Source organism: Rhizobacter sp. P2_D12 (assembly GCF_056404395.1).
The window spans coordinates 70670-87727 of record NZ_JBFUEB010000004.1; the positions used below are offsets into that span (position 1 = coordinate 70670).

Annotated in this window: 16 protein-coding genes; 4 read left to right on the plus strand and 12 right to left on the minus strand. The window is 66.6% G+C overall.

Annotation, left to right across the window (positions count from 1 at the left end; all coding sequences use genetic code 11):
- The first annotated feature begins 11 nt into the window (after positions 1-11).
- The 4 genes from AC1DYN_RS02335 (at position 12) to AC1DYN_RS02350 (ending at position 4859) form a co-directional block, all read left to right on the plus strand.
- A complete protein-coding gene (locus AC1DYN_RS02335) occupies positions 12-1895 on the plus strand; it encodes a polysaccharide biosynthesis protein (RefSeq protein WP_477957488.1) in 1884 nt (627 codons plus the stop codon).
- Between the two features lie 65 nt (positions 1896-1960).
- Positions 1961-2152, plus strand: a complete 192-nt coding sequence (locus AC1DYN_RS02340) for a hypothetical protein (RefSeq protein ID WP_477957489.1) — start codon at positions 1961-1963, stop codon at positions 2150-2152.
- Entirely contained in the window at positions 2149-3498 is a 1350-nt protein-coding gene (locus tag AC1DYN_RS02345) for a class I SAM-dependent methyltransferase (RefSeq protein WP_477957490.1), read from the plus strand. The genes AC1DYN_RS02340 and AC1DYN_RS02345 overlap by 4 nt, the downstream gene beginning before the upstream one ends.
- Positions 3495-4859: a hypothetical protein gene (locus AC1DYN_RS02350; RefSeq protein WP_477957491.1), complete on the plus strand. Its 1365-nt coding sequence runs from the start codon at positions 3495-3497 to the stop codon at positions 4857-4859. Before AC1DYN_RS02345 ends, AC1DYN_RS02350 begins: the two co-directional genes overlap by 4 nt.
- A gap of 20 nt (positions 4860-4879) precedes the next feature.
- Here the strand turns inward: AC1DYN_RS02350 and AC1DYN_RS02355 are convergent, their stop codons facing one another.
- The 12 genes from AC1DYN_RS02355 to AC1DYN_RS02410 all read right to left on the minus strand — a co-directional run bounded on the left by AC1DYN_RS02355 (position 4880) and on the right by AC1DYN_RS02410 (position 16929).
- Positions 4880-5980 (minus strand): MraY family glycosyltransferase, encoded by a 1101-nt coding sequence (locus AC1DYN_RS02355; protein ID WP_477957492.1) that lies wholly within the window; start codon positions 5978-5980, stop codon positions 4880-4882.
- A gap of 134 nt (positions 5981-6114) precedes the next feature.
- Entirely contained in the window at positions 6115-6885 is a 771-nt protein-coding gene (locus AC1DYN_RS02360) for a glycosyltransferase (protein ID WP_477957493.1), read from the minus strand.
- The gene (locus AC1DYN_RS02365; RefSeq protein ID WP_477957494.1) at positions 6882-7739 is read right to left on the minus strand and encodes a 2OG-Fe(II) oxygenase; all 858 of its coding nucleotides are present in this window, start codon (positions 7737-7739) and stop codon (positions 6882-6884) included. The genes AC1DYN_RS02360 and AC1DYN_RS02365 overlap by 4 nt, the downstream gene beginning before the upstream one ends.
- A complete protein-coding gene (locus AC1DYN_RS02370) occupies positions 7736-9034 on the minus strand; it encodes an O-antigen ligase family protein (RefSeq protein ID WP_477957495.1) in 1299 nt (432 codons plus the stop codon). The genes AC1DYN_RS02365 and AC1DYN_RS02370 overlap by 4 nt, the downstream gene beginning before the upstream one ends.
- A complete protein-coding gene (locus tag AC1DYN_RS02375) occupies positions 9031-9993 on the minus strand; it encodes a glycosyltransferase family 2 protein (protein WP_477957496.1) in 963 nt (320 codons plus the stop codon). Before AC1DYN_RS02375 ends, AC1DYN_RS02370 begins: the two co-directional genes overlap by 4 nt.
- Positions 9990-11615 (minus strand): hypothetical protein, encoded by a 1626-nt coding sequence (locus tag AC1DYN_RS02380; RefSeq protein ID WP_477957497.1) that lies wholly within the window; start codon positions 11613-11615, stop codon positions 9990-9992. Before AC1DYN_RS02380 ends, AC1DYN_RS02375 begins: the two co-directional genes overlap by 4 nt.
- A 16-nt stretch (positions 11616-11631) precedes the next feature.
- Positions 11632-12603, minus strand: a complete 972-nt coding sequence (gene gmd / locus AC1DYN_RS02385; protein WP_477957498.1) for a GDP-mannose 4,6-dehydratase — start codon at positions 12601-12603, stop codon at positions 11632-11634.
- Positions 12600-13496 (minus strand): GDP-mannose 4,6-dehydratase, encoded by an 897-nt coding sequence (locus tag AC1DYN_RS02390; RefSeq protein ID WP_477957499.1) that lies wholly within the window; start codon positions 13494-13496, stop codon positions 12600-12602. Before AC1DYN_RS02390 ends, gmd begins: the two co-directional genes overlap by 4 nt.
- 4 nt (positions 13497-13500) lie before the next feature.
- Positions 13501-14163: a class I SAM-dependent methyltransferase gene (locus tag AC1DYN_RS02395; RefSeq protein ID WP_477957500.1), complete on the minus strand. Its 663-nt coding sequence runs from the start codon at positions 14161-14163 to the stop codon at positions 13501-13503.
- 44 nt (positions 14164-14207) lie between these two features.
- Positions 14208-15281 carry a glycosyltransferase family 4 protein gene (locus AC1DYN_RS02400; protein WP_477957501.1) on the minus strand — a complete coding sequence of 358 codons (1074 nt, stop codon included), beginning with the start codon at positions 15279-15281 and terminating at the stop codon, positions 14208-14210.
- 29 nt (positions 15282-15310) lie between these two features.
- Positions 15311-16603 carry a lipid II flippase MurJ gene (locus tag AC1DYN_RS02405; RefSeq protein ID WP_477957502.1) on the minus strand — a complete coding sequence of 431 codons (1293 nt, stop codon included), beginning with the start codon at positions 16601-16603 and terminating at the stop codon, positions 15311-15313.
- Positions 16600-16929 (minus strand): MarR family EPS-associated transcriptional regulator, encoded by a 330-nt coding sequence (locus AC1DYN_RS02410; RefSeq protein ID WP_477957503.1) that lies wholly within the window; start codon positions 16927-16929, stop codon positions 16600-16602. Before AC1DYN_RS02410 ends, AC1DYN_RS02405 begins: the two co-directional genes overlap by 4 nt.
- Between the last annotated feature and the right edge of the window lie 129 nt (positions 16930-17058).

Below are 17058 nucleotides of genomic sequence, written 5' to 3' on the forward strand. Positions count from 1 at the left end.
TACGGCTGCCCATGACGACCCATCTTTCCCTCTGGCACCGCCTCGACCTCGCGCTCGCGCGCGTGCGCCCGCACCGCCGGCCCTTGTCGCTGCTGATCGACGGCGTGATCGTCGCCCTCTGCTGGAATGCCACCTACTTGTTCCGCCTCGGCTTCGAGCGCTGGATGCATGCGCGGCCTTCGTACGACGGCTGGGTCATGGCGGCCGTGGTGGCCACCTACCTGGCCGTGTTCGCGGCGGCCGGCATTCCGCGCGGCATGTGGCGGTTCTCGGGCTTCGGAGAGGTCAAGCGGCTCACGCTCGCCTGCGGGGTCAGCGGCTTGCTGAGTGCTGCCGTCGTGCTGATGGCGCACCTGGCCGAGGTGCCGCGGGCGGTGCTGGCGCTGCACCCGTTCGTGTCGCTGATCGGGCTGTGCATGGTGCGGGTGGCCTACCGGATGCTGTACGAGCACGCACGTGCGCAGATCACCGGGGGAGACACGGACGTGCGGCGCGCGCTGGTGATCGGGGCCGGCGAAGCGGCGAAGCGGCTGCTGGCGACGATACACCATCAAGGTTGGATCGTGATGGGCTTGCTCGACGACGACCCGGCCAAGCGGGGCGCGCGCATCGGCGGCGTGCCGGTGCTGGGCACGCTGCAGGATCTGGCGCGCGACGAGTTGCGCGCCGGTGCCACGCACGTGATCGTCGCGCTGCCCGGTGCCACGGCAGCGCAGCGCCGCCGCGCCATCGAACTGGCCTCGTCGACCGCGCTGCCGGTGCTGATGGTGCCGTCGGCCAGCGAGCTGCAGGACGGCAGCGCGCACATCGAGCGCGTGCGCAGCATCGAGCCCGAAGACCTGCTCGGCCGCGAACCCGTGCTGCTGGACGAGGCGGGCGTCKCCGGCCTGATCTCGGGCAAGACGGTGCTGGTGACGGGCGCCGGCGGCTCGATCGGTTCCGAGTTGTGCCGGCAGGTGGCCCGCTACGGGCCGGCACGCATGGTGCTCTTCGAGCTCAGCGAACTGGCGCTGTACCAGATCGAGCAGCAGCTCAGCGAACTGCATCCCCACCTGCCGCTGGTGCGCCTGATCGGCGACGTGAAGAGCCGCGAGCAGATCGGGCACGCCTGCAACACCTGGCGGCCGCAGCTGGTGCTGCATGCGGCGGCCTACAAGCACGTCCCGCTGATGGAGGACGAGAACGCGTGGATGGCCCTGCACAACAACACGTTGGGCACACTGCAGGCGGCCAGCGCCGCGGCAGAAGCCGGGGCGGAGCGCTTCGTGCTCATCTCGACCGACAAGGCCGTCAACCCGACCAACGTGATGGGGGCCAGCAAGCGGGCCGCTGAGATGGCGCTGTCACACCTGTCGACCCAGGGCCTGAGGACGACCTTCGCGGCCGTGCGCTTCGGCAACGTGCTGGGGTCGAGCGGCAGCGTGATCCCGAAGTTCAAGGAGCAGATTGCCAAGGGCGGGCCGGTCACCGTCACCCACCCGGACATCACGCGCTATTTCATGACCATTCCCGAGGCTGCACGGCTGGTGCTGCAGGCCGCGGCGCTCGCCGAAAGCGGCCAGGTTTACGTGCTGGACATGGGTGAGCCGGTGCGCATCGTCGACCTGGCGCGCGACCTGATCCGGCTGTCGGGGCACCGCGACGGCGAGATCCCGATCGTGTTCACCGGCCTGCGGCCCGGCGAAAAGTTGTTCGAGGAACTGCTGGCGGATGCGGATGCGACGCTTGCGTCCGCGCACCCGCGTCTTCGGGTGGCACAGTTGCAGGAGCCGGCCAGTGGCGTCTGGCTCGAGCGGCTGCGCACCTTCCTCGGCAACGCGTCCACGGCGACGCCACCGTCCGAATGCCGCCGCATGCTGCAGGAACTGGTGCCCGAATACAACCGTCCCGACTGACTCGCTTGGGGTCGTGTGACAAAACGGCGACAATCCGGTGCTTGATCCCAGGGAACCCGTTTGCCGTGAAGAACCGCCTTCTGCTTCTGGCTGTGCTGGCCTGCTGTCTGCCCGCCACGGCTTTCGCTTATGTCGACCCCGGCAGCGGGATGCTGTTGTGGCAAGGCCTGATCGCCGCGATCGGCGCGGTCATCGTGTTCGCGCGCAGTCCCTGGCAGACGCTGAAGCGACTGATCGAGCGGCTGCGCGGCAAATGAGGGATCCGCAGGGTCGCATCCGCTTCGAGGGCGAGCGGGTGCTGCGCACGCTGGTGCGCGCGCTGCCGGACGACCATTTCCTTCGTTCCTCGCTGGCAGCCCGCTGGGTTGCCGAGCGGCGGCTGGTCGCTTTCGAGTGGCAGGATGACACCACGCTGGCGTCGCCGCGCCTGCCGTTCGTGACGCAGCCCACCGAATGGTGCGATGCACAGTTGCACGATGCGGCGGCGCTGACGCTTGCGATGCAGCGCGACGCCGTGTCCGCGGGCTTCGACCTGAAGGATGCATCGGCCTGGAATGTGCTGTTCGACGGCTGCCGGCCGGTCTTCTGCGACCTGCTGTCGTTCGTACCGCTGGCCGAGCGCAAGTGGTGGGCGATGGGCCAGTACGCGCGGCATTTTCTGTTTCCGCTGCTGGCATCGCGGCGCCGCGGCCTGCACGGCCACGAGGTGTTCGCGATGTGGCGCGACGGCATGGCCGCATCGGCGGCGCGCCGCCTGTTCGGCCGCGGCCTGTACTTGACCCGCTACGGCTCGCTGCTGCTGGGCGAAGCGGCAGCGGGCGCGCCCCGGCATTCGGCGCTGGCCGAGGCGCCGCAGCCCGATGTGCAGGCGCGTGCCGGCACCGTGTCGTTCCGCAATGGGCTGCATTCGGCACTCGAATGGATGCTGGCCGGCGTGGCGCCGAGGCCCTTGCGCGGCGCGGCTGCGGCCGGTTGGGCCGGCTACGAGCAGGACCGCCCGCACTACGGCGGCGACAGCCTGCAGCGCAAGCGCGACACGGTCGCCGGCTGGGTCTCGCGCGTGGCGCCCGGGTGGGTGCTGGACATGGGTTGCAACACCGGCGAGTTCTCGCGCATGGCCGCGCAGCAAGGGGCGCAAGTGGTGGCGCTGGACGCCGATCACGACAGCATCGAACGGCTGTACCGCGAGACGCCTGCCGGCACGCGCCTGTACCCGCTGGTCGCGCGCCTGGACGACATCGGTGCCGGTCGCGGCTGGGCCGGCAGCGAGCACCCGGGCCTTGCGCAGCGCCTGGCTGGCCGCTTCGACCTGGTGATGATGCTGGCACTGGTGCATCACCTCGCCATCGGCGCGGCGGTGCCGCTGGATGAAGTGGCAGCCTTCGCGGCCGGCTGCACGCGCGATGCGTTGATCGTCGAGCTGATCGATGCATCCGATCCGCAGCTGGTGTCGCTGTGCAATCAGCGCCAACGCCAGCCGGCGGAGTTCTCCATCGAGCGGCAGCGTGCCGCATTCCGGGCTGCGGGCCTGCGGATCGAGGCGGAAGTTGACCTGGCTCCGGCCGGTCGCACGCTCGCCCTGTTGCGCCGGGCCGCCGAATGAACCAGATCCATTCCCGGATCGACACGAAGGATGTGATCGCTGCCTGCGTGGTGCTGTCGTCCGTGGCGCTCGAACTTGCCTTGCGCGAGCTGTACTACCGGATGTTCGCCGAACTGCCGCGGCTGTTGCTGCTGGCGCTGATCTGGATCGGCATGCTGTTGGCGTTGTCCTTCCTCGGGCGGCGGGTCGATCCGGCACGGCATCGGCTGGTCGGGCGCGTTGCCGTCTTCATCGCGCTGGCCGTGTGGTTCGACCTGGTCGGCGACGTCGCGATTGCCTGGCTGGCGGGCGTGTCGGGAGGTCACCGAACCCTGGTTCACGGCGCGGTCTTTGCAGTCTTCGTCGCAGGTGCCTGGTATGCGCTGCGAGCGGATGCGAAGCGTTGGTCGGCGTGTCGACGTGCGCTCAGCGCGACTGCCTTCCTGTTCGTGGCCAGCCAGCCGGTGATTGCGGCGCTGAGTGCGCCCACGATCTCATGGCCGCAAGCACACGGTGGACCGTCGGGCGCGCGCGACGTCACGGTGTTCCTGCTGCTTGACGAATTGAATGCCAGCGCGGCCGGCCCGGTGGTCGAAGCCCTCGCGAAGGCGGGACGCGGGGTGACCATGAAGTCGCTGCAGCCGGTGGGTGACGGGACGGCAAAGGTCGTGCCGGCAATGTTCACGGGCCGGCGATTCCCGGATGCCAAGCCGTGCGGCCTGCAGACCGTCTGCAGCGGTGCCCAGGTGCTGGATTTCTCGAAGGTGGTCGCCAGCCGGCCCGACGTCGACGTGGTCGGCTTCTATGAGCCGTACTGCGCGATGCGTGGTTTGCGCAGCTGCGCGCACTTCTCGCCCAGCTCCCCGGCATTCGATGTGGCGCGCTGGCGTTGCGCGGCGTTGCGCCGTTCCGCGCTGGTGGCGGCCTGGGCGGGCACGGATGCCGACAAGCAGTGCGCCGAGCTGGGCGGCGTCACCTGGCTGAGCGTCGTGACGGGTGTCGAGGAGGCGATAGCACGCGCTCCGGTGTGGCGCGATGGGGGATTCCTGTTTGCGCACGTGCCGCTGCCGCACCCGCCCGGAGAGGGGCAGGGGGCACTGGCCAGCCACTACGCCGCCAACCTGGGGCGTGCGGTGCGCCTGGTCGATCGCATCGCCGCCCGGGCGGCACGAGAGCCCGATCGCCGCTACACGATCGTCGTGTTCTCGGACCACCCCCTGCGTTCCGCCGTCTGGTGCGGCAGCAGCCAGTACCGGCAGAACGGCTGCCCGTTGCCGCCGCATCTCGTCGACACGAAGGTGCCGTTGATCGTGGCAGGCGAGGTGCCGAAAGCCTTTGCGACGGTGAGCGAGAACATCGACGTGTTCCGGCTGGCCGACTGAGGCGGGCGGGTCCTCGCAGCCTACCTCGTGCGGCGAAACACCATCCAGCGCGGCGTCTTGAAACGCACGATGCGCGAGTACAGCCACACGTACAAGATCACGAAGCCGAGCAGGAACCACCCGAGGATGGCACTGCTGTTCCACCACAGCACGCTCGGGATGATGGACAGCAGGCACAGCAGCCACAAGTAGGGCGAGGTCATTGAGTTGCGCCTCGTGAGTCTGCGGCGTTGCCGATTGTTCTCGAGCGTCCAGCGGATCAGGCGACGGTGGATCAGCGTATGGAGATGGATGCCATCCGGAGCCCCCGTCGCGACGCCGCGCACGAACTTGCGCCGATACATCGTGAAGATCGTCTCGAACACCGGGTAGGCGCACAGCAGCAGGGGAAAGATCGGTGATACCGATGCGTTGCGGTGAACCAGCAGAATCCCCAGTTCGCCGAGCAGGAAGCCCAGCAGGTACGCTCCTCCGTCACCGAGGAAAATCATGCCGGCGGGGAAATTCCAGACAAAGAAGCCCAGAATCGCGCCGGCCGTGATCCATGCTGCGGTGAAGATGAAGACGTCCTGTACCTGGAAGGCGACGTAGCCAAGGGCCAGGATCATCATGAGCACGCACATCGATGCGAGGCCGTTGAAGCCGTCGATGATGTTCACTGCGTTGGCGACGCCCGCAATGACGAGGATGGTCAGCAGCCACGAGAAGGCGGCCCACTGGACCATCTGGTCGACGCCAGGGATTGCCGTGCGGTCGATCACGGAGTCCAGCATGGCGATCCCGAGCGCCGCAGACGCCGCGGTCGCCAGCAGCCTTCGCCGCGGGGAGACGCGCTTCGTGAGGTCCTCCGCAATGCCGGCCGCAAAGGCCGGAAGGCTGCAGATCAAGAGCAGCCAGAGACTGCCTGCCGCGGGCGACTCGACCACCTGCGCGATGACCGTCCCGGCCAGCAGGGCTGCCATCACCCCGATGCCCCCAACGCGCGGCACAGGGCGCGTGTGAAACTTCTGCGGGCCCTTCAGGTCGTGGTCGGCGGACAGGCGGCCATGTCGAACCGCGGAACRCACCAGGAACAAGGTGGCCAGCAGGCCAACCAGAAAGCAGACGGCAAAGTAGGTCATGGTTTTGACTGAGGGCCCGCACCAGCCTCTTGCTGGCTTCTGTCGCAAGTCACGGATGGCCTGGGAAGGGCCGCGATTGTCGCCTGCTTCTGGCCTGCAATCCACATGCCGGCATGCCCTGTCAGATGGCAGATTCAGCGATGAACTGTGCCGGATGGCCGGACATTCAGCAGAATCTTCCAGAACGGCAGCGAGGTCCAGACGCGCAACAGGCTGCGCAGATGCCAGTTCAGGTGCTTGCGGGACCGGTGGCTGTCGCGTTGTGCGTCGTGTATCACTCGCGCGGTCGCGACCTGAGCCAGGGCGTGGCCGGACAGGTGAAGGCGCGCGCAGATGTCGTAGTCCTCACAATACAGAAAGTAGCGATCGTCGAAGCCGCCTGCTGCGCGGAAGGCCGTGCTCCTGAAGAGCATGCACATCCCGGCAAACCAGCGGAAAGCGTCAGCGCGGACCGGCGCAGCTCGAGGGCCGGCGAGCCGGCGTGCGAAGACCGACGCCGGCGTGAGGTTGGAGCGCACGGAATCCTCGGTGCCTCCACGCGAGTTCAGGACGACGGGGACCGCGAGCGCCAGCTTGTCGTCCCGCTCGGCCCGCTCGAGCAATTCCCTGAATGGATCGTGGTCCTTGGGAATGCGCAGGTCGGGGTTCAGCACCGCAAACCAGCGGCCATCGCAGTGGGCGAATGCGGCATTGTGGTTGGCGCCGAACCCCTGCGGGGCAGCGTTGCGCACCATCACCACGCTGATGTGGTGGTGTGAGCGTGGCTGGAACGGCTCCTCGCCCAGGTTCATCGTGACGATCACCTTCGCTCCGCGCAGGCTCTCGCATCGATCGAGATCCTGCAGCAGCGAGTCCAGAAGTCGGCCGTGGCCATGGCTGACGATGGAGACGGTGATCGCGCTCACCGATCACGGCCGTCCGGGCGACGGTAGATGTGCGTGGTCTGCACCAGGCCCTTCGGGCGAATCTTCCGCACGGCCTGTCGAAGCGTGCCGTCGACACGCAGCATCAGGTCCCGAAGAGGTTGCTCGGGGCGGCCGCGAAAACTGGTGACTCGGAAATAGTCCTTGCCACCGATGGGATCCGGGCTGAAGTAGTAGTTCGAGACGCAGCAGCGTGCCTGGTCGCTGCGAACAGCACAGACCGAGTGCCAGGATTGCGGCCCCGTCGTCATGACCACCAAGCGGTTGAACGCGCTGTGCACCGTGATGGGCGTACCGCGTACCCCGGCGGGCCACAGTTCCAGATGCCCCCCGCTGTCTTCGGTCCAGTCGGGCGAAGCGTAGTAAAGGAGATTCAGTGCGCGATAGAGCGTGCGGTCGTTGTTGTGCGAATTGTCCAGATGCGGATTGAGAAAGTGGCCCCGCGTCATCAGGCTCAATCCGCCTGCGTAGAGCGCGGGGTCCGGGGTCAGCGAACGCAGCCCGGTGATCTGTGCCACGACGGCGAGAACCTGCGGCTCCTGGAACGCAAACAGCGCCTCCTCGCCTTGGGCATCGTGGCGGTCCATCTGCGCGGCCACATGCTTGTGCTCGCGAAGCGTCTTGCGTTCGCGCATGTCGCCCGGTTGCGGGAAGGAACGGCGGATGGTGTGGGCCATGTCGACCGGGAGCAGGTCATCGACCGCAAACCATTGGATGACCGGATTGGAGGCGAACTGGTTGCGCAGTTCCTCGACGGTCGATGAGTCCAGGCGCGACAGAATCGCGTCGGCGATGTCTTTGCGCGAGTATGTGGCGGGTGGACGTGTGGTGCTCATGGCTGTGTTGTGAGACGGTCGAAATGGAGCTTCGTGAACATGAAGGACAGCGCCGACATGCCGACAAAGTTGACGAGGTAAGGGTTCGTTGCAGATGCCGCCAGGAACGCCATGATGGCGCCCATGCCGGCGCAGGCAGTGCGAGAGCGCGAACTGCGCTGCAGCAGGGCAGGCAACCAGAGGGCCATGACGATGATGCCCAGGGTCAGCAACCCGAAGACTCCCGTCTTCATCAGCATGGCCAGAACGGTCAGTTCATAGGAAAACGGTGTCTCCTCCGATCGCACCAGCGAGGCAGACGCACCGAATCCCTTCCCGATCACGGGGGAATCCTGCCATGCATCGAGCAGCGGGCCGACTTGCGCGTAGCGCTGCTCTGCCGAGCTGTCGGAGAAGGTCGAAGCAACGCGGTTGCCGAACAACGCGAACAATCCCTCGTCTGCGCCGGACGACAGGAGGCCGACGGTCACCACGAGCAAGCATCCGGCGATCAAGGCGCCGGCGATCACCCGCCCGTCGACGAAACGCTCGCGCCGTGTGCTCACCGCCTGGGCGACGATCAGGCCCAGCGCGGCGGCGAGCCAGAGCGACCGGGTGTAGGTTGCGAGCAGCGCCAGGCTGAACAGAAGTACGCCGGCGAAGTGCCTGACGGCAATGCAGTACAGCAGCGCAGGCAGATAGAGCGTTCCGGTGATCCACAAGGCGCGGAAGAATCCATCGGCCATCATGCCGACGTACAGCGGGGGATCCAGGTCGATGTTGCCCAACGTGAAATAGAACAGCGCGATCGCCTGCGCCAGGAAGTTGCCATCCTCGCCGGTCATGCCGAGGCACCACAGCGCAATGTTGAAGACGGCAACCAGCGACAGGCACACCGTGGCGACGCGGCAGAAGGTCTGCCACATGGCCGGGCGGCGCTCGAAGAACGCGAAGAAGAAGAGGCCGAGGAGCGCAGTCGCCAATGGCGAACCGTCCTGGAACGCCATCGACACCTGCCTCGTATCCCGCCATGCCGGTATGAGGAGGATCCACACCGACATGAACAACAGAAGGGCCCCAGCCAGCGTCATGCCGCCCCGTCCGAGGCGGATCGTCCCGCCGAGCCACAGCGCCCCGAAGACAAGCAGGTTCAGCATGAACAGCAGCTTCCTGATGCTCGTGCCGCCCACCATCCAGTAGCCGGGGCCCCCCAGAATGATCTCGGCGGCAAAGACGCAGGCCAGCACGAAGGCCACCGTTTCCAGGCGCGTTGTGCGCCTGCCGTGGGCGATCGGGCGGGTTGCCAGCGATGTCATAGCGTCACGGTCATGCAGGCGTACACATGCAGGCCGTTCAGCAGCACGCCTGGCTTGAACGCTCGCGTCGTGGCGATCGTGCGGGCACGTTGCCATGCCGACTGCGAAGCGAACGAAACGAATCGGTCCAGGACGGCACGTTCGGCCGGGTGCAGCTGGTGGCCGAGGGCCCCCTGCAGTGCGATGGCCTGCCCGATGCAACGAGCGCTGGCGGCCCTGCACCAGCTCAGGTACTCACCCGCCTGCGCCAGGGTGCGCGGAACAGCTCGGCGTCTCGAACCCACGGCGTTGGCGCCGTGTTGTCTGTAGAGCATCAACGGTTCGGCGACGACGACCGCGCGTCCCATCGCGCACGCCACCAGCGCACACCACCAGTCGTGCATGATGGCCGAATCCGGCATGTGCATGCAGTGAGCGGCAAGCGGCCTGTTGATCATCGTCGTCGCGCCGATCGCGTAGTTGCGGAACAGCATGCGGGGGAGCACCAGATCGCGCCCGTCGGACACGCTGAACCGATGCTTGGCGAAATACGAGTCATCGGTGACATTCAGCTGCGCGTCCGTCACCTGGACATCGCTGCAGGCCAGCACAGGCGTGCCGGATGCGGCACCAGTCTCTTGCTCCTTGATGGCGTCGAGCAGGCGTTCAAGCTTGTGGGGAAGCCACGAGTCGTCCTGGTCGCAGAAGGCGATGTAGGGGGCGGTGGCGTGCGAGAGCAGCTTGCCGAAGCTGGCCTTGGGACCCAGCCGGAGCCCGTCTTCCGGCAGGATGCGAACGCGGCCGGGGTGCTCGTCGGCCGCCTGTTGCACCAGTTGACGCGTGCCGTCGCTCGATCCGTCGTCTCGCACGACAAGCTCGAAATCCTGAAAGGTCTGCTGCCAGAGCGAGGCGAGCTGTGCGCCGAGATATCGCTCGCCGTTGTAGGTGGACAGCAGGACCGAAACGACAGGTGAGCTCATCGGGTGGCGGCCGAAATGAGCGACGACGCAAACCGTCGCGCGGCACGCACGGTCGGCTGGACGAGCCCTTTGCCGACGACGTGCGATACGAGAGCCCGGGTGCGATAGAGCTCATGCTTGATGCGCGACAACCGGCGGCCCTGACGGCGATGGGGGGGGAAGAACTCGGTCAGGTCGCGGCGGAGGGTGGCGAACGGAAGGCGCAGCGCGTCTTCCTCGTCCTGGTCCAGTTGTGCCAGGAGGCTGGGGCGCACATGCCCTCGCTTGACCTCTTCCTCCACCAGCGTCCGGCTGATCGCACCTTCCCTGACGGCGTCCAGCAGATAGCGCGACCACAGCGCCGAATGGGGATGCAGGGGATTCAACCAGGGCTGGCCGTCCATGTCCGTGAAGTGCACCAGGCAGGTGGACTCGGGCTCGTAGTGCTCCAGGCTGTTCCAGGTCTCCGGCAGATCCGCGGCCCAGCGCTGGACCGTTGCCATGTCGTACATCACCTGCTCGTAGCTGAGTTCACCGGCGTCGAGCTTGCTCACCACGTCGCGGACGTTCCAGCGCAGGCGGTCGCAGTCGATCAGCATCACGCTGAATTGAGGCCGCCGTCCGCTGCCTGCCGGCTGCGCGGCCGAGACCATCTGGTGGTCGTGCATATCGAACATCCACAGCGACCGCAGGTCGCGCAGCACCAGCATGTCGGAGTCGACGTAGACGGCGCGCCCTTCATGGTTGCACAGCGCCGGAATCGCGAATCGCTGGAACGAGAACGGAGTGCGGCCCTGGTTGCGGGGATCTCGTGGCACCGGCACCTCGAATCCGCTTTGCTCGATCGCGTCGTGCAGGCGTTCCACGCGGACCGATACGCTGGAGTGACGGTGGATGGAGTACTCGAGGACGCGATACGCAAGATCCTGCTCCGGCATGCAGCCGACAAAGACCCGGGCAGGAATGCCGGCATCCATCGGGCCCGAGACGGTGTTGAACTCTTTCATCGTGGCGGCCATTTCCTTGAACTGTTCGTCGAAGCTCGTCTGAGCCGTCTGCAGCTTCGTCTTGGCCGCAATGGCTCCGAATGCCGAGGCGTAGGCATTGCCTCCGTCCACACCAAGCGTGCGCACCTCGGTCGCGCCGGATTGGGCGAGAAGGCGCAGCGCAACCGCGGCGCTGAACGAATACCCCGTGACGTACGGCAGGCCCGGGAGCCTGCGCGATGGCGCCGCCGAGCAAAAGTTGTACGACAGAAGGCGCCCCTGGCTTCGGTATGACCTCAGGACGGGAATGGTGTCACAGTAGTCCGCCAGGGTCTGCGTGCCGGGGCCGAAGAAGACCTTGCCGCCGTAGAGCGGACGATGCTGACGGACGTGCGGGATCCACGGAACGCAGAGGTACTCGACGCGTTCGAGTGCGTCAGGCGAAAGGTGCTCGAATACTTCGACGTCGATGGCATGTCCTACCAGCGCTTCGATGCCGCCCATCGCATGGTTCAGTGCGAAGACGTTGTGCGACCGGGCAAGCGAAGGCTCGAACTTCGACGAGGACGGTCCTTTGCCGACCACCAACCAGTGCCCGGCCGCGGCGCCGCGGYCAGCCGCGATGGACAGGTCGAAGGGCCGAATGTCCTTGCTCATGCTTGCGACATGCCGATCACTGACCACCGATCCGTGCCAGGTCCGCATCCACCATCATCCGGATCAGCGTCTCGAGCGAAGTCTGCGCCTTCCAGCCCAGCCGCTCGGCCGCCTTCGCCGGATTGCCGAGCAGGACGTCGACCTCCGCCGGGCGGAACAGGGCGGGGTCGATCACGACGTGATCCTCATACTTCAGCCCGACATGCTCGAAGGCGATCCGGCACATCTCCCGCACGGTCGTCGTGCGTCCGGTGGCGATCACGAAATCGTCGCCCTTGTCCTGCTGCAGCATCAGCCACATCGCCTTCACATAGTCGCCGGCGAAGCCCCAGTCGCGCTTCACGTCGATGTTGCCCAGCCGCAGTTCGCGCTGCTGGCCCAGCTTGATGCGCGCCGCCGCATCGGTCACCTTGCGCGTGACGAACTCGATGCCGCGCAGCGGCGATTCATGGTTGAACAGGATGCCGCTGGAGGTGTGCATCCCGAAACTCTCGCGGTAGTTCACCGTCATCCAGTGCGCGTAGAGCTTGGCTGCGCCATACGGACTGCGCGGATAGAACGGCGTCTGCTCGCTCTGCATCGGCTCCTGGATCTTGCCGAACATCTCGCTGGTGCTCGCCTGGTAGAAGCGGGCCGTCGGGTTGACGATCCGCACCGCCTCCAGAACGTGAACCGCGCCCAGGCCGGTCACGTTGCCGGTCAGCAGCGGTTGCGACCATGAGGTGCCGACGAAGCTCTGCGCCGCCAGGTTGTAGATCTCGTCGGCCTTCGTCTGCTCCACGATCCGGATCAGCGACGACTGGTCGGTGATGTCACCGTCGAGCAGCGCGACGTCCGATTCGATGCCCAGTTCGCGCAGCCGCCACAACGTGTCCGACGAGCGGCGCGCGAGCAGGCCGCTGACTCGGTAGCCCTTCTCGAGAAGCAACTTGCCGAGGTAGGCGCCGTCCTGGCCGGTCATGCCCGTGATGAATGCCGATTTGCTCATGCTGCTTCTTTCTGTTCCCAGTATTCGATGATGTCGGCGAGCGTCTGCTCGAATGCGATCGACGGCTGCCACCCGGTGTCTTGCGACAGCCGTTCGTGGCTGCCCCGGACTCGCCGCTGTTCCGACGGGCGCAGGCGGTCCGACGCCACAGTGAGCGCGACGGCAGTATCGGTGAGCGCAGACAGCGTCTCGATGATGCTGCGCAAACTTCGCTCCACGCCCGAGCACACGTTGTAGGTCGATCCGCTGCGACCGCTCTCGAGCAGGTGCGAATAGGCGCGCACCACGTCGCGCACGTCGGTGAAGTCGCGGGTTGCATCCACGTCGCCCACTGTCAGTTGCGGTGCCGCCTTCCCCCGGCGAACGCGCACCAGTTGCTGCGCGAAACTCGCCACCGCGAAGCGCGGGTCCTGCCGCGGCCCGACGTGGTTGAACGGACGCGCGATCACGATGTCGAAGGGCCCCGTCTGGCTCCACTGATAGCAAAGCGCCTCGGCCGCCACCTTGCTCACCGCATACGGGTTGCGTGGGCGCAGCGGGCGGTCCTCGATGACGGGCAGCTCGCTCTCGGGCACCGTGCCGTAGACGTCGCCCGAACCGACGAACAGCATCCGGCCGTCGAAGCCCGTCTTGCGCAGCGCGGACAGCAGGTTGAGCGTGCCGCCGAGATTGACATCCAGCGTGCCGGCCGGATCGTCAAAGGCGGCAGGCACCGAACTCTGCGCCGCCAGGTGGATCACCCGTTGCGGGCGGATCTGGTCGAGCGCCGCGCAGACATCGCCCGCCCGGCGCAAATCGACGGGCTGGCCATCGAGCTCGAGATCGACGCAAGCAAACTGCTCGGCGCAGTGCGAGCCGACGAAGCCGGACAGTCCGGTGACGAGTGTCTTCACGGAATCACGCGCCAGGCTTGACCGCAACGACCAGCGAGGTCATCGGGTACCGGGTTCGCTGCAGGCGCCGGAACAGCGCCGCGCCATACCGCGCCGCCGAATTGCGCAGCCCCAGCGCTTCCATCGCGACCGGGCCGAGGTTGAGGTGATTGATGGGCTGCCTGACCTCGACCTTGAAGCCCGCCGCTTCCACCTCGCGGCACAGGCCGTCCATGTCCCAGAAGTTGACGTGGGTGCGGTCGATCCAGTGGTTGTAGATCATGCCGCTGCCGCGCATGCCCGGCGTCAGCGTGCAATTGGGCACCGTGAGGATCAGGTTCTTGCGGCTGACGCGAAAGTACTCGCGCAGCGCGCGCGCCGGATCGGGCAGGTGCTCCAGCGTCTCGAACGACAGGATGGTGTCGACGCTGGCGTCGGGCAGTTGCAGCTCCTGCGCATCCGACACGTCGAACAGCTCGGGGCGCTGCTTCCAGGCTTCGAACTGGCGGTAGTCCATGCCGCGGATGCGATACCGGTCGGCCAGGTGGAGCACGTAGGCACCGTTGCCGCAACCGACGTCGAGTACCACGTCGCCCGCATGGCGCTCCACCGCGGCCAGCCGCTCCGGGTTGAGCGCACGCACGGCGTAGTCTGGATGTGCGGCCTTGTTGTCGACAGTGCTGTTCATCGGCGATCGGGTGATGGTTGATTCGTCGTGCGGAAAAGGAGGGCTCAGGCCGGCTTCAGGGCCGTGATGGCCGCTTGCGGCGCGCGGATGCCCATGCGGTCGGCGATCTTGGCGGCATAGGGCACCCAGTCGCAGTGGCGTACGGTTTCGTCGACGGCACAGTCGAGCTCGAATGCCCGCTCGACCAGCGCGCACACCTGCGCCGCCGGGGTGCCGATGTCGAACAGGAAGCCGTTCTTGCCGTGTTCGATGACGTCGGGTGCGAATCCGGTGCGGCTGGCCACCGGCACGGCGTTCGACATCATCGCCTCCAGCAGCGGGATCGGCCCGCCTTCGAGTTGCGATGCCGAGATGAACACGCTCATCTGGGCATAGAACGCCGGGTAGTGCTCGTAGGTGGTGTCGACGAGCTCGAAGTTGGGCAGCGCGCACAGCTCGGCAAACCGCGGATAGGCATCCCAGCCCTTGCCGAGCAGCACGAACTTGCGGTGCGGCATGGCGCGCACGACCTCGAGCACCAGGTCCGGCGACTTGCGGGGGTAGTACGCCGAGCAGAATCCGACCTTGCCGTCGGCACGCCGCGGATGCGGCCTGTAGACGGCGGCACTGGCCGCCCCGACACTCACACTCAGTCGGTTCGGTTCGACGCCGAGGCTGGCGAGCCTGTCGCGCAAGGCGTCGTTCATGCAGATGATGGAGTCGCTCGTGTTCAGCAGGCGTGCCAGCATCTCGTCGGACACGCCGTGCTTCGAGGCTTCGAGGTGCGTCGCGAACACATGGCTTTGTCCAAGGCGGAACGGGCGCAGGCGCGACAGCGAACCCACGTAGTACATGTAGTGCGAGAAGAAATAGCGCCGCGATGCCGGCAGCGGTGTCCCGAAGGCGCAGTAGCGGACGTCCAGGCCGGGCAGCCGGGTGCCGATTTCCCGGCAGATGGCATCGAGGATCCAGCCCTGGGCCGGCTTGGGCGGTGTCACGAAGACGACGTCCGCCACCGGTCCTTCGGACGCTCGGCGCGGCAGTGCTCTCGCCAGCCGATCGAGTGCACCGGCGACGAGCGGCGAGCCGAGGGCGGTCAACTTGAGCCAGGTGCCGATGGAGAGGGATTTGTTGTCCATGAGGGGGCCGATTATCTGGTGAAGTCAGGTCAGGCCTGCTCCGTCGCGGGTGCACTGATCAGGCGGCCAATGCGGCGCTCCAGGATCCACAGCATGGCGAGCATGTTGCCCAGGTAGTGCGCCATGGTCGCCAACGCGAGGCCGACAAGGCCGATCCACAGGAAACCGCCAGCCTTCAATGCGAGCGAGAGGCAAAACCCCGCGATACCGATCCGGGTCGGCGTGCGCGTATCACCGAGCGCGTAGAACGATGACACGACCACGGACCCTGCCGCAGCCGGGAACAGATAGCCCACGAGCAGCACGCACAGCCACCACGATTGCAGCAAGGCGTCGGCACGCAACTTGAGGACAGGCGTCGCGATCATCGGCCAGACGGGACGAAGTGCCAGCAGGGCGATCAGGATCGCCAGGCTCGACAAGCCGACGCGGACGATCGAACGGCGGTAGGTGGCGCGCATGCCGATCCAGTCGCAGGCCTCGGCGGAGCGGGCGAGGGTGGGCACGACGGGCATGCACAGCGCGCGCTCGAGAACTGAAGCCATCGCCCCCATGCCCATCTGCACGAAATTGAAGAGCGTCATCCCGCCGGCCGGCGCCAGTGAACTCCAGAAGCGGTCCACGAGCGGCCCGGTCTTGTAGAACGACGATCCCACCAGAATCGGCCGGGCCTGTCGCCAGCCCTGCGAGTCGTGCCATGCGGCCGGGAGCGAAGGCACGGGGCGGCCTGCGCGATGGAACAGGATCATGCTGACCAAGGCAGATCGCAGCAGACTCGCCCAGGCAGCGGCAATGATGCCGAAGTGCGGTACGGTGAGCACGGCCAGGACGATGGTCCCGATCGAGCCGGCCAGCGCGGTGGCTTCCGGGGCGATGAAGTCGCCGCGTGCCCGCAAGGCGGTTGTCAGCAGGGCGGACTGTCCGTTCAGCAAGGCAGCGACCAGCAGCAACTGCGTCATCTCGACGGTCAGCGTGCTGCGGTGGGCACCCATCCCGATAAACACCCAGGGAACCCAGATGAATGCAGTGGCGACCAGCGCGGCCGTGACGATGCCGAACGTGAGCAGCAGCTGGCCTTGGGCCGTTCGCTGTAGAGTCGACCATTGCGCGCGATCGTGCGCTGCCACCGCCAGGCGCGACTGCCATGCGCCCTGCAGTGCGACGGACAGCACCGCGAACACGACCAGCGGCACCGCTTGTGCCGCCACCCATGCGTCGGTTTCCTCGCCGGCCCCGAGAATGCCCAGGATTGCGATCTGCAGCAGCAGGCTGGAGACCAGCTGCATTGCCGCCAAGCCGCCCAGAGACACGCCGAGCTTCATTCCGCGTCGTCCTTCGGTCTGCCGGCGTCGGTGATTTCCTTGCGCAGCGCCGAGATGGCGTTGCGCAAGGTCTCGAACTCGGCCTCCTTGCGCGCGAGAAAGGCCTGGGTCAGTTGCAGTTTCTCTTTCACGCCTTGCGGAGTCAGCAGATAGGCGTAGGCGATCTTCTTGCCGCTGCGCCGGAAGTTCTGGATCTTGATCAGCCCCTTGTTGAGCAGCGCGTGCAACACATAGTGCGTCTTGCCGAGGCTGACGCCCATGGCCTGAGACAATTGCCGTTGCGACAGCTCCGGCCGCTCGGCCAGAAGCCGCAGCGCCTCCAGCATGGTGGCCAAGTCTTCGGTCGGGCGTGACGGGGGGGCTTTCACGGGAGCGTGCTGCGTTCAACGGGTGAACGCGGGAGTGTATGCGAGAGCGTTCAMCCGTTGAACGCGCTCGGCAGGCGGGCTTCGTTC